Source organism: Streptomyces sp. NBC_00239, from assembly GCF_036194065.1.
Taxonomy (GTDB): domain Bacteria; phylum Actinomycetota; class Actinomycetes; order Streptomycetales; family Streptomycetaceae; genus Streptomyces.
Genome location: NZ_CP108095.1, coordinates 2868912 through 2881600 on the forward strand (window position 1 = coordinate 2868912; position 12689 = coordinate 2881600).

10 protein-coding genes are annotated in these 12689 nt (G+C 73.1%); 8 read left to right on the forward strand and 2 right to left on the reverse strand.

Annotated features, from left to right (window positions below):
- Nucleotides 1-118: 118 nt before the first annotated feature.
- The 6 genes from scy (at nucleotide 119) to OG764_RS12430 (ending at nucleotide 9687) form a co-directional block, all read left to right on the forward strand.
- Complete coding sequence (scy, locus tag OG764_RS12405; protein ID WP_328968480.1) at nucleotides 119-4357, forward strand: polarized growth protein Scy; 4239 nt, start codon at nucleotides 119-121, stop codon at nucleotides 4355-4357.
- 195 nt (nucleotides 4358-4552) lie between these two features.
- Complete coding sequence (locus OG764_RS12410) at nucleotides 4553-5491, forward strand: cellulose-binding protein (protein WP_328968481.1); 939 nt, start codon at nucleotides 4553-4555, stop codon at nucleotides 5489-5491.
- 116 nt (nucleotides 5492-5607) lie between these two features.
- Nucleotides 5608-6633, forward strand: a complete 1026-nt coding sequence (locus OG764_RS12415) for an ATP-binding cassette domain-containing protein (protein WP_328968482.1) — start codon at nucleotides 5608-5610, stop codon at nucleotides 6631-6633.
- Between the two features lie 4 nt (nucleotides 6634-6637).
- A complete protein-coding gene (locus tag OG764_RS12420) occupies nucleotides 6638-7417 on the forward strand; it encodes an ABC transporter permease (protein ID WP_328968483.1) in 780 nt (259 codons plus the stop codon).
- Between the two features lie 210 nt (nucleotides 7418-7627).
- A complete protein-coding gene (locus OG764_RS12425) occupies nucleotides 7628-8860 on the forward strand; it encodes an ABC transporter ATP-binding protein (RefSeq protein WP_328968484.1) in 1233 nt (410 codons plus the stop codon).
- Nucleotides 8857-9687: an ABC transporter permease gene (locus OG764_RS12430; RefSeq protein WP_328968485.1), complete on the forward strand. Its 831-nt coding sequence runs from the start codon at nucleotides 8857-8859 to the stop codon at nucleotides 9685-9687. Before OG764_RS12425 ends, OG764_RS12430 begins: the two co-directional genes overlap by 4 nt.
- A gap of 10 nt (nucleotides 9688-9697) precedes the next feature.
- Here the strand turns inward: OG764_RS12430 and OG764_RS12435 are convergent, their stop codons facing one another.
- Nucleotides 9698-10024 carry an ATP/GTP-binding protein gene (locus OG764_RS12435; protein ID WP_328968486.1) on the reverse strand — a complete coding sequence of 109 codons (327 nt, stop codon included), beginning with the start codon at nucleotides 10022-10024 and terminating at the stop codon, nucleotides 9698-9700.
- A 219-nt stretch (nucleotides 10025-10243) separates the two neighbouring features.
- Between OG764_RS12435 and OG764_RS12440 the strand changes: the two genes are divergently transcribed.
- Nucleotides 10244-11275, forward strand: a complete 1032-nt coding sequence (locus tag OG764_RS12440) for an LLM class flavin-dependent oxidoreductase (RefSeq protein WP_328968487.1) — start codon at nucleotides 10244-10246, stop codon at nucleotides 11273-11275.
- Between the two features lie 118 nt (nucleotides 11276-11393).
- Here the strand turns inward: OG764_RS12440 and OG764_RS12445 are convergent, their stop codons facing one another.
- Entirely contained in the window at nucleotides 11394-11786 is a 393-nt protein-coding gene (locus tag OG764_RS12445) for an SCO5389 family protein (RefSeq protein ID WP_328968488.1), read from the reverse strand.
- A 212-nt stretch (nucleotides 11787-11998) separates the two neighbouring features.
- Here OG764_RS12445 and nucS point away from each other — a divergent pair, with 212 nt between their 5' ends.
- Nucleotides 11999-12670 (forward strand): endonuclease NucS, encoded by a 672-nt coding sequence (gene nucS / locus OG764_RS12450; RefSeq protein WP_328968489.1) that lies wholly within the window; start codon nucleotides 11999-12001, stop codon nucleotides 12668-12670.
- Nucleotides 12671-12689 lie beyond the last annotated feature (19 nt).

Below are 12689 nucleotides of genomic sequence, written 5' to 3' on the forward strand. Positions count from 1 at the left end.
GGTCGGGGCCTCCTGACCGGCAGCGAGAATCTGACACCATGCCCTGGGGGCGCCGTCCAGCGGGCGGACGGTGCTCTTGGGAGAGAGCTTGCGACCAGGGGACGGATGGGACCGCGCTGTGCGGGGCTACGAACGCCAGGAGAGCCATCAGGCCGAGGCCGACCATCTCTCGCGCTTCGAGGCCGAGATGGAGCGGCTGAAGAAGGAACGCGAGAAGGCCGTCCAGCACGCCGACGACCTCGGTTACCAGGTCGAAGTGCTGCGCGCCAAGCTCCACGAGGCGCGCCGCAACCTGGCGTCCCGCCCCGCCTACGACTCCGCCGACCTGGGCTACCAGGCCGAGCAGCTGCTGCGTAACGCGCAGATCCAGGCCGACCAGATGCGCACCGACGCCGAGCGCGAACTGCGCGACGCCCGGGCCCAAACCCAGCGCATCCTCCAGGAGCACGCCGAGCACCAGGCCCGACTGCAGGCCGAACTGCACGCCGAGGCCGTCAACCGCCGCCAGCGCCTGGACCAGGAGCTCAACGAGCGCCGCCAGACCGTCGAGTCGCACGTCAACGAGAACGTCGCCTGGGCCGAACAGCTGCGCGCCCGCACGGAGTCCCAGGCCCGGCGCCTGATGGAGGAGTCCCGCGCCGAGGCCGAACAGGCCCTGGGCGCGGCCCGCGCCGAAGCCGCCCGCGTCGCCGAGGAGACCCGGCGCCGGATGAGCGGCGAGGCCGAGGCGGCCCGCACCGAGGCCGAGGCCACCCTGGCCCGCGCCCGCAAGGAGGCCGAGCGGTTGCTGACCGCCGCCTCCGCCCAGGCCCAGGAGGCCACCGAGCACGCGGAGCGGCTGCGCACCAGCGCCGGCGCCGAGGCCGAGCAGACCCGGCAGCAGACCATGGACCTCGGCCGGGTGGCCGAGCAGCGCGTGCAGGAGGCCGACGGCGCCCTGCGCGAGGCCCGCGCCGAGGCCGAGAAGGTCCTCGCCGACGCCAAGGAGGCCGCCGACCGGCAGCTGACCTCGGCGGAGTCCGTCAACGAGCAGCGCACCCGCACCGCCAAGGAGCAGGTCGCCCGGCTCGTCGGCGAGGCCACCAAGGAGGCCGAGCGCCTCAAGGCCGAGGCCGAGCAGTCCCTGGCCGACGCCCGCGCCGAGGCCGAGCGGCTCCGCGTCGAGGCCGGCGAGCAGGCCCGTACGGCCGCCGCCGAGGACACCGCCGCCCAGCTCGCGAAGGCGGCCCGCACCGCCGAGGACGTGCTCAACAAGGCCGCCGAGGAGGCGAAGGCCACCCGCAAGGCCGCCGCCGACGAGGCCGAGCGGATCCGCGGCGAGGCCGAGGGCGAGGCCGAGCGGCTGCGCGCCCAGGCCGCCGACACCGCCGAGCAGCTCAAGGGCGCGGCGAAGGACGACACCGAGGAGTACCGGGCCAAGACCGTCGAGCTGCAGGCCGAGGCCCGCCGGCTGCGCGGCGAGGCCGAGCAGCTGCGCGCCGAGGCGGTCGCCGAGGGCGAGCGGATCCGCGGCGAGGCCCGCCGCGAGGCCGTCCAGCAGATCGAGGAGGCCGCCAAGACGGCCGAGGAGCTGCTGTCCAAGTCGAAGGCGGACGCCGACGAGCTGCGCTCCGGCGCCACCACCGAGAGCGAGCGGCTGCGCGCCGAGGCCATCGAGCGGGCCACCTCCTTGCGCCGGCAGGCCGAGGAGACGCTGGAGCGGACCCGGGCCGAGGCCGAGCGGCTGCGCGCCGAGGCCGAGGAGCAGGCGGAGACCCTTCGTTCCGAGGCCGCCGAGGCGGCGCGCGAGCGCCGCGAGGAGACCGAGCAGGCCCTCGCCGCCAAGCGCGCCGAGGCCGACATCGAGCTGACCCGGCTCCAGGAGGACGCCGAGGGCCGGCTGACCACCGCCGAGCAGACCCTGCGCGACGCCCGGGGCGCCGCCGAGGGCATCCGGCGCGAGGCCGCCGAGGAGAGCGAGCGGCTGCGCGCCGAGTCCGCCGAGCGGATCCGCACCCTTCAGGCCCAGGCCGAGGCGGAGGCCGTGGCGCTGCGCGACGAGGCCGCCGACGACGCGGCCCGTTCCCGCGCCGAGGCCGAGACCGCGGCCGTCCGGCTGCAGGCCGAGGCCGCCGCCGAGGCGGAGCGGCTGCGCGCCGAGGCGCAGGACACCGCGGACCGGCTGCGCGCCGAGGCCAAGGCGGCCGCCGAGCGGGTGGCCGAGGAGGCCGCCGAGGCGCTGGCCGCCGCGCAGGAGGAGTCCGCCCGGCGCCGCCGCGAGGCCGAGGAGACCCTCTCCGCGGCCCGCGAGGAGGCCGGCAACGAGCGCGCCCAGGCCCGCGAGCAGAGCGAGGAGCTGCTCGCGGCCGCCCGCAAGCGCGTCGAAGAAGCACAGACCGAGGCGCAGCGGCTCGTCGAGGAGGCCGACCGGCGCGCGACCGAACTGGTCACGGCCGCCGAGACCACCGCCCGCGAGGTGCGCGAGTCGGTGGCCGGGCTGCACGAGCAGGCCGAGGAGGAGGTCGCCGGGCTGCGCAGCGCCGCCGAGCACGCGGCGGAGCGCACCCGTACCGAGGCGCAGGAGGAGGCGGACCGGGTCCGCGCCGACGCGCACGCCGAGCGGGAGCGGGCCGCCGAGGACGCCCAGCGGATCCGCACCGACGCGCGGACCGAGACCGACGCCGCCAAGGCGCTCGCGGAGCGTACGGTCACCGACGCGATCGCCGAGGCCGAGCAGCTGCGCAGCGACACCGCCGAGTACGCGCAGCGGGTCCGGACCGAGGCGACGGACGCGCTGGCCTCGTCCGAGCGCGACGCGGCCCGCACCCGGGCCGATGCCCGCGACGACGCCAACCGGATCCGTTCCGAGGCGGCCGCGGAGGCCGACGGCGTACGGGCCGAGGCGACGCGGGACGGCGAGGCGGTCCGTGCCGAGGCCGCGAAGGTGCTGGACGACGCGCGCGCCGAGGGGGCGCGCCTGATCGGCGAGGCGACCGCCGAGACCGAACGGATGACCGTCGAGACGCAGGCCGCCAACGACCGGACGGTCGGGGAGGCCGCCGAGGAGGCGCAGCGGCTGCGCACCGAGGCCGCGCAGACCCTCGACGAGGCGCGCGCGGAGGGCGGCCGGATCATCGGCGAGGCCACCGCGGAGGCCGAGCGGGTCACGGTCGCGGCGGGCGAGACCCTCGCCACCGCGGAGCGCGAGGCGGAGCAGGCCCTCGACGAGGCGCGTGCGGAGGCCAACCGGCTGCGCACCGAGGCCGCCGAGCAGGCGGACCGGCTCGTCGGCGAGGCGTCGTCGGAGGCGGAGCGGCTCACCGCCGAGACCCGCACGGCCAACGAGCGTACGGTCGGTGAGGCCGCGAAGGAGGCCGAGCAGCTGCGCGCGGAGGCCGCGCAGACGCTGGCGTCGGCGCAGGAGCACGCCACCCGTACCCGGTCGGAGGCCGAGCGGGTCAAGGCCGAGGCGGCCACCGAGGCGGAGCGGCTGCGCACGGAGGCCCGCGAGGAGTCCGAGCGGATGCTCGACGAGGCGCGCGAGGCGGCCAACAAGAAGCGCACCGAGGCGGCCGAGCAGGTGGACCGGCTCATCGGCGAGACCGCGGCCGAGGCCGACAAGCTGATCGCGGAGGCGCAGCAGCAGGCGCTGGCCGCCACCACGGCCGCCGAGGAGCAGGCCGACTCGATGGTGGACGCGGCCCGCAAGGAGGCCGCAAGGATCACGTCGGAGGCCACCGTCGAGGGCAACTCGCTGGTGGAGAAGGCCCGTACGGACGCGGACGAGCTGCTGGTCGGCGCGCGGACGGACGCGGCCGCCATACGGGAGCGGGCGGAGGAGCTGCGGACGCGGGTCGAGTCCGAGGTCGAGGAGCTCCACGACCGGGCCCGCCGGGAGTCCTCCGAGCAGATGAAGACCGCCGGCGAACGCGTGGACAACCTGGTCAAGGCGGCCACCGAGCAGAGCGAGGAGGCCGACCGCAAGGCCAAGGCGCTGGTGTCGGAGGCGAGCAGCGAGGCGAGCAAGGTGCGCATCGCGGCGGTCCGCAAGGCCGAGGCGCTCCTCAAGGAGGCCGAGCAGAAGAAGGCCGAGCTGGTCCGGGAGGCCGAACGGCTGCGTGCGGACGCGGCGGCGGAGGCGGAGCAACTCGTCGCCGAGGGCCGTCGCGAGCTGGAGGTGCTGGTGCGCCGCCGGGAGGACATTCAGGCGGAGATCTCCCGTGTCCAGGACGTACTTGAGGCGTTGGAATCATTCGAGGCACCTACGGGTGGCGGAAAGTCGTCCAGCAGTACGTCGGGCGGTCCGGCCGGGGGCGGGGTCAAGGCCGGAGCGGCAGCGGGGTCCACTCGATCGGGTGGCAAGACGTCAGAGGGCTAGTCAGTTGGACTGGAAGTGTGCTCCTGATGGAGGTTCAGGCGAACGGGTGACAAGCATTCCGTCGCCTTGCCACTCAAAAGGGGTGTCATTGTCCAGATCAAACGCGGATTGACTCGATGACACGCCGCCCCGGCGCCTAGGATTCCCCTTAACACCTCACCTAGCACCTCATCGGTCTCATTCGACAGGAACCCCATGAGCGACACTTCCTCCCCCTTCGGCTTCGAGCTAGTGCGGCGTGGTTACGACCGCGGTCAGGTGGACGACCGCATTTCCAAGCTCGTCACCGACCGTGACAGCGCTCTGTCCCGCATCAACTCCCTGGAGAAGCGCATCGAGGAACTCCACCTCGAGACGCAGAACGCCCAGGCCCAGGTCAACGACGCCGAGCCGTCGTACGCCGGTCTCGGCGCCCGGGTCGAGAAGATCCTGCGGCTCGCGGAGGAGGAGGCGAAGGACCTGCGCGAGGAGGCCCGTCGCGCCGCGGAGCAGCACCGCGAGCTCGCCGAGTCCGCCGCCCAGCAGGTGCGCAACGACGCCGAGTCGTTCGCCGCCGAGCGCAAGGCGAAGGCCGAGGACGAGGGTGTGCGCATCGTGGAGAAGGCCAAGGCCGACTCCTCCACCCTGCGCGCCGAGGCGCAGAAGGACGCCGCCTCCAAGCGCGAGGAGGCCGACGCGCTGTTCGAGGAGACCCGCGCCAAGGCCGCCCAGGCCGCCGCCGACTTCGAGACGAACCTGGCCAAGCGCCGCGAGCAGTCCGAGCGCGACCTGGCCTCGCGTCAGGCCAAGGCCGAGAAGCGCCTCGCCGAGATCGAGCACCGGGCGGAGCAGCTGCGCCTGGAGGCCGAGAAGCTGCGTACGGACGCCGAGCGCCGGGCCCGCCAGACGGTGGAGACCGCGCAGCGCCAGGCCGAGGACATCGTGGCCGACGCGAACGCCAAGGCGGACCGCATCCGCAGCGAGTCCGAGCGCGAGCTGGCGGCGCTCACCAACCGCCGCGACTCGATCAACGCGCAGCTGACCAACGTCCGCGAGATGCTGGCCACGCTGACCGGTGCCGCGGTGGCGGCGGCCGGTTCCCCGATCGACGACGAGCCGGTCACCCGCGGCGTCCCGGCGCAGCAGACCCGCTAGTACCCGTAGTACCTGTAGTACCCGCGCCGTTCGCGGCGTTCACACCCCCGTGCGGCCAAGGGCCCCCTACGTCATTCCGGTGGCGGGGGGCCCTTGGCCGTTCTAGCGTGTTCGGCATGATCGAGCTCGAGGGCCTCACGAAGCGATTCGGGACGAAGACCGCGGTGGACCACCTCAGCTTCCAGGTCAGACCGGGGGTGGTGACGGGCTTCCTCGGACCGAACGGGGCCGGCAAGTCGACGACGATGCGGATGATGCTCGATCTGGACAACCCGACCAGCGGAACGGTCCGGATCGACGGCCGGCACTACCGCGAGCTGGACGAGCCGCTGAAGTACATCGGCGCGCTGCTGGACGCGAAGGCGATGCACGGCGGGCGCAGCGCGTACAACAACCTGCTCTGCCTGGCCCAGTCGAACCGGATCCCGGAGAGCCGGGTGGCGGAGGTGCTGGACACGGTGGGGCTGACGGCCGTGGCACGGAAGAAATCGAAAGGTTTCTCGCTCGGCATGGGACAAAGGCTGGGAATCGCCTCCGCCCTGCTGGGTGATCCGGAGATCCTCATGTTCGACGAGCCCGTCAATGGTCTGGACCCGGAGGGAATTCACTGGATCCGCAATCTCATGAAGGGGCTTGCGGCAGAGGGTCGTACGATCTTCGTTTCCAGCCATCTCATGAGCGAAATGGCACTGACGGCCGACCATTTGATCGTTATCGGTCAGGGGCGGCTGCTCGCGGACACGTCCATGGCCGATTTCATCCAGCGGAACTCGCGCAGCTACGTACGGATGCGGTCGCCGCAGCAGGAACGGCTGCGGGACCTCCTGCACCAGGAGGGGATCACGGCGGTGAGCGCCGGCAGCGGGGTCCTGGAGGTGGACGCGGTGAGCGCCGAGCACCTCGGCGAGCTGGCCGCCCGCCACCACGTCGTCCTGCACGAGCTGAGCCCGCAGCGGGCCTCGCTGGAGGAGGCCTTCATGCGGATGACCGCGGGCGCGGTGGAGTACCACGCCCACTCCCCCGGCGGCGGATCCGGCGCGGAGGCCCTCGCGGCCGACCCGGTGCACCCGGCGGCCCCGCCGGCGCCGGCGGACGCGCCGCGCTGGGGCTCCTCGTTCGACGAGCTGCGCAAGGGAGAGTGACCCGATGGCCTCGGCTTCCGCCGTCCTCACGTCCGAATGGACCAAGATCCGCACGGTCGCCTCCACCACGTGGACGCTGGTCAGCGCGCTCGTGGTGACCGTCGCGCTGAGCGCGGCGCTGTGCGCCCTGATGAAGTCGCAGTTCGACAACCTCTCGGACCTGGAGCGGGCCACCTTCGACCCGACCCTGATCAGCTTCTCGGGGATGGTGCTGGGGCAGCTGGCGATGGTGGTGTTCGGGGTGATGGTGGTCGGCACCGAGTACAGCTCCGGCATGATCCGCACCTCGCTGGCCGCGGTCCCGCAGCGCGCGGCCTTCCTCTTCGGCAAGATCACGGTCGCGGCGGCGCTCGCGCTGGTGATCGGGCTGGCGACCAGCTTCCTGTCCTTCTTCCTCGGCCAGGCCCTCCTCGGCGGGCACCGGACGACCATCGGCGAGCCGAACGTGCTGCGGGCGGTGTTCGGGGCCGGCCTCTACATGGCGCTGATCGCGGTCTTCTCGATGGGCGTGGCCGCGATGCTGCGCAGCTCGATGCTCTCGCTGGGCATCCTGATGCCGTTCTTCTTCCTGGTCTCGCAGATCCTGTCCGCGGTGCCGGGCGCCAAGAAGGTCGCGCAGTTCTTCCCCGACCAGGCCGGCTCCAAGATCATGCAGGTGGTGCCGATGGCGATGGGCAGCGACGAGGCGCCGTACGGGCCCTGGGGCGGGCTGGGGATCATGGTGCTCTGGGTGGCGGCCGCGCTGCTCGGCGGCTGGCTGGTGATCAAGCACCGGGACGCGTGAGCCACACCGCCTCGCCGGGTGGGTGCGGCGTGGGGCCCGGGTGGGTGTCAGGGACAGTGTCAGGGGCACGCCCGGGGCAGGTCAGGGACACCTCAGGGTCGGATCAGGGTCGTCCCGGGCTCTTCGCCCGGGACGGAACCGTCAGGCCACAGATAAGCTCTTAATCCTTACGCGGGCGAAAGACGTCCCGGCCTGGCAAGGGGCAGAGCAATGATCGAGGCAGTCGGCCTGACCAAGCGCTTCGGCGCCAAGACCGCCGTCGACCAGTTGTCGTTCCAGGTCAAGCCCGGTCTGGTGACGGGTTTCCTGGGGCCGAACGGCTCCGGCAAGTCGACGACGATGCGCATGATCCTCGGCCTCGACCGGCCCACCGCTGGTCATGTCACGATCAACGGGCACCCGTTCCGCGCGCTGCCGAACGCCCAGCGGCACGTCGGCGCGCTCCTGGACGCCAAGGCGATGCACGGCGGCCGCCGGGCCCGGGTCCACCTGCTCGCCCTCGCCCAGCTCTCCGGGATCCCGGAGAAGCGGGTGGACGAGGTCCTGAACGTGGTCGGGCTCCAGGACGTGGCCCGCCAGCGCACCAAGGGCTTCTCCCTCGGCATGGGCCAGCGGCTCGGCATCGCGGCCGCCCTGCTCGGCGACCCTCAGGTACTGCTCTTCGACGAGCCGGTCAACGGGCTCGACCCCGAGGGCATCCTGTGGGTGCGCAACCTGATGAAGCAGCTCGCCGGGGAGGGACGTACCGTCTTCGTCTCCTCGCACCTGATGAGCGAGATGGCGGTGACCGCCGACCACCTGATCGTGATCGGCCGCGGCCGGCTGCTCGCCGACATGAGCGTCCACGACTTCATCTCCCGCAACTCCGCCGACTTCGCCCGGGTGCGGGCCGCCGAGACCGGCCCGGCGGGCCGGGACGCGCTGGCGGCCCTGCTCGACCGCGCGGGCGGCCGGGTGCTGACCGAACCGGACGGCGCGCTGCGCGTCACCGGGCTCGCGCTGCCCCGGATCAGCGACCTCGCGCACGAGGCCGGGATCCGGCTGTGGGAGCTCTCGCCGCACCAGGCGTCGCTGGAGGAGGCCTACATGCGGCTGACCCAGTCCGAGGTCGAGTACACCTCCACCGAGGACCCGCGGGCCGAACTCTGGGAGCCGGAGCCCGAGGGGCTGCGGCCGTTCCCCGACGAGGAGGCGCCCCAGGTGCCCCAGGAGGGCTGGTTCGCGCCCCCGCCGCCCGGCAGCGGCGGACAGCCCTTCCTGATGCCCGCACAGCCCGCCGACCTGGCCCCTGCCCCGTCCGGCGCCTCCGCCCCGTCCGGCGCCTCCGGTGCGGCCGGCCCGTCCGGCGCGGCCGGCCCGTCCGGCGCGGCCGGCAAGGCCGCGGGATCGCCCCCGGCCCCGCCCGCGGCCACGACCACGACCACCCCCGAGGACCCCCGATGACCGCCCCCGCCGCAGGCGCCGGCACCACCGGCTACACCTCTCCGCTGCCCGCCACCCGGCCGACCCTGGGCCACGCCCTGGCCTCCGAGTGGACCAAGATGACCTCGCTCCGCTCCACCCTGTGGACGCTGGGCTCGATGGCCGGACTGGTGATCGGGGTCGGCCTGATCGCGCTCCTGCAGACCTCGGACCGGGACTTCGCGGAGGTTCCGTTCATCACCCCGGCGCTGTTCGGCCTGTTCGTCGGACAGATCAGCGTGATGGTGCTCGGCGTGCTGACGATCTCCTCCGAGTACGGCACCGGGCTCGTGCGCACCACGTTCACGGCCGCCCCCGAGCGGCACCGGGTGCTGACCGCCAAGTTCCTCGTCTTCGGCATGCTGGCGTTCGCCACGGTGGCCGGCTCGGTGTTCCTGGTGGGCCTGGGCGGCGTCCTGCTGCACGGCGGCCCCAACTCCGGGGCGCACGGCCCCGGCGAGTGGTTCGGCGCGCTCGCGGGCAGCATGTACGTCACCCTGCTCGGAGTGCTCGGCCTGGCCGTGGGCGCGATCCTGCGGCACTCGGCGGGCGCCATCGCCGTGATGCTCGGCGTGGTCACCCTGCCGCCGGTCATGGCCGGCTTCCTGTCCGTGTGGGAGTCCACCCAGGGCCTGTCCCGGCTGATGGCCCAGTACAACGCGCCGGTCGCGCTCGCCGAGCTGTTCGGCCTGCCGATCGACGGCGAGGGCTTCCCGACCCAGCCGGTGCGGCAGTTCCTGCTGCTGCTGGTGGTCGTCGCGCTCGCGGTGACGGCCGCGTACGCCGAGACCCGCCGCCGGGACGTCTGAGCGGGCCGGCTCAGTACCGGGGAGCGTTGCGGGACCGCTGCACCTTCGAGGTGCGGCGGTCCTTCGCGTTCCAGCAGGCCTTGTGCCAGTGCCGGCGGTCGTCCACGCCGCCGTACTCCGGCCAGGCCACCAGGTGCGGCACCCCGGAGGGGATCTCCTGGTCGCAGCCCGGGCAGCGGTACCGCTTGCCCTGCGCGCTCGCGCCGGCGACGTGGCGGACCTTCCAGTCCTCCCCCTGCCACTCCTCCGTCTGCTCCAGGCCGAAGCGGTCCACGCCGGCGCTGTCGCGCTCCGACGGATTCTCGCCGCCTCGGGGGCGGTTGTGACGCGGTGACACGTATACCTCACGTAGGTGCGGTGGACACGGACTTTTCTCCAGACTACGCGGCGGGGCGCGGCGTGGCCCCATGGTGGCAGCGGAGGGCAGCACTCCGCAGCCGTCCCAGGAGTGATTCCCCGACAATCTCAATAACTTCCTTACGCAGCCGTGCCTTTGGCACGTGTCGGACGTTGTTGCCATGGGGAAGCCGCGTCGGCCGCAAGGAGGCACAAGGCGATGCGCGTTGGAGCGTTTGTACTGGCGGCCCAGTTCCCGGGCCAGGGGCAGGGGGAGGTACTGCACCGTGCGGTACGCACCGCAGAGGTGGCCGAGGAGGCCGGGCTCGACTCCGTGTGGGTCGCCGAGCACCACTTCATCCCGTACGGGGTGTGCCCGTCGGCGGTGACGCTCGCGGCCCTGATGCTCGGCCGCACCCGGCGGCTGCACGTGGGCACCGCGGTCAGCGTGCTGCCCACCCAGCACCCGGTGGCCCTCGGCGAGCAGGCCGCGCTGCTGCACCTGACCTCGGGCGGCCGTTTCACGCTGGGCGTGGGCCGCGGCGGACCGTGGGTGGACCTGGAGGTCTTCGACGCCGGGCTCGGCGCGTACGAGCACGGCTTCCCGGAGTCGCTGGACCTGCTGCGGCGCTGGCTGAGCGAGCCCCGGGTGGCCGCGGCGGGCGGCCGGTACACCTTCCGCGAGGTGGCCGTCGTACCGCGTCCGGCGGAGGCCCTCGACGGGGACGGCGCCGGCCCGGAGGTGATCGTCGCGTGCACCTCGCCGACCTCGGTGCGGCTGGCCGCCGAGCGCGGGCTGCCGATGCTGCTCGGCATGCACTGCGGTGACGAGGACAAGGCCGGGATGGTCGCCCTGTGGCGGGAGACCGCGCTCGCCGCCGGGCACCCGCGGGCCGCGGTGGCCGCGGCCGGGCACGTCTCGGCGGGCGTGGCGCAGCTCGCCGACCGCACGGCGGACGCCGTCGAGACGCTGGTGAAGGCGATGCCGGGGTGGCTGCGGCAGGGGCTCGACGCGTACGAGACGGTGGACGGCCGGCAGCGCGCGATGCGCGACCCGGTGGCGTACGCGGAACTGCTGTGCCGACTGCACCCGGTGGGCACTCCGCAGCTGGCCGCGGACCGGCTCGCGGCCACGGCCGAGCGCACGGGCATCACCCGCTTCGCCCTGCTCGTCGAGGGCTCCGGGGATCTCGCCGCCACGGAGGAGAACGTCCGGCGGCTCGGCTCCGAGGTCCTGCCCCGCCTCGGCTGACGCCCGCCCCGGCGCCACGGCGCGCGCCGCCCTGCGGGGGTGTGCCCCGTGCACACCCCCAGGGGGCTGCCGCTCCCCATCCCTCGGTCTTGCGCGGATGACGAGCGGCAGCGAAGAACTAGCAGTCCCGCAGTTCGGGCGACTGGTTGAGCAGCTGGCCGCGGATGGACGTGAACTTGGCCAGCCGGTCGTCGACCGACGCATCCAGCGGGAACACCGCCACGCGGTGACAGTTCTGGAATGCCAGACGCACCCCGAAATGCCGCTGCAGCGCACCGCGTATCGCGTCACTCGCGAGGGCGCGCAGCAGCTGACCGCGCGCCTGCTCGTCCGGCGGCGGCGTCTGGTTGTCGGCGAACTGTCCGCCGTCCACCTTCAGCTGGGCCACCAGGGAGCTGATCATCTCCCATGCGTAAGGCAGGGAGGTCCGGACGCAGTCGACGAAAGCGGCTTCGTCGACCTCGCCTCGCTCGGCCTGTTCGAGTAGGGCCGGTGAGACGTCGAGCGACATGGGTTCTCCTCTCGCGACCCCGGGGTGGCCGGGGTCTTACGGGCAGGGAAGGAGGCGGCGACGCAGCGTGCGCGTTCGACGACCTCCTGCTAACACGGTAGGCGCCCCGTGGATGCGACACCAGGAGAATGCGCATACAACGAGCCACTAACGAACGGGGCTTTCAGGGGCGAATCGCGCCGGGGCCGGTCGGTCGAGTAGCGTTGCCGACCATGCGTCTCGTCATCGCCCGCTGCTCCGTCGACTACGCGGGCCGGCTCACCGCCCACCTGCCCTCCGCACCCCGTCTGATCCTCGTGAAGGCCGACGGGAGCGTCTCCGTCCACGCGGACGACCGGGCGTACAAACCGCTCAACTGGATGTCCCCGCCGTGCACCCTCAAAGAGGGGAGCGGTGACGACGCCGGCGTCTGGACGGTCATCAACAAGGCGGGCGAGAAGCTCATCATCACGATGGAGGAAGTCCTGCACGACTCCTCCCACGAACTGGGCGTCGACCCGGGCCTGATCAAGGACGGCGTGGAAGCGCACCTGCAGGAGCTGCTGGCCGACCGGATCGAGACGCTCGGCGAGGGCTACACGCTGATCCGGCGCGAGTACATGACCGCGATCGGACCGGTCGACATCCTGTGCCGGGACGCCGACGGCGGCACCGTGGCGGTCGAGATCAAGCGCCGCGGCGAGATCGACGGCGTCGAGCAGCTGACCCGCTACCTGGAGCTGCTCAACCGCGACCCGCACCTCGCCCCGGTGAAGGGCATTTTCGCGGCGCAGGAGATCAAGCCGCAGGCCCGGGTGCTCGCCACCGACCGCGGCATGGGCTGCGTGGTCCTCGACTACAACGCCATGCGCGGCATCGAGGACGACAAGCTCCGCCTGTTCTGACGGACCGTTCCGACCGGCC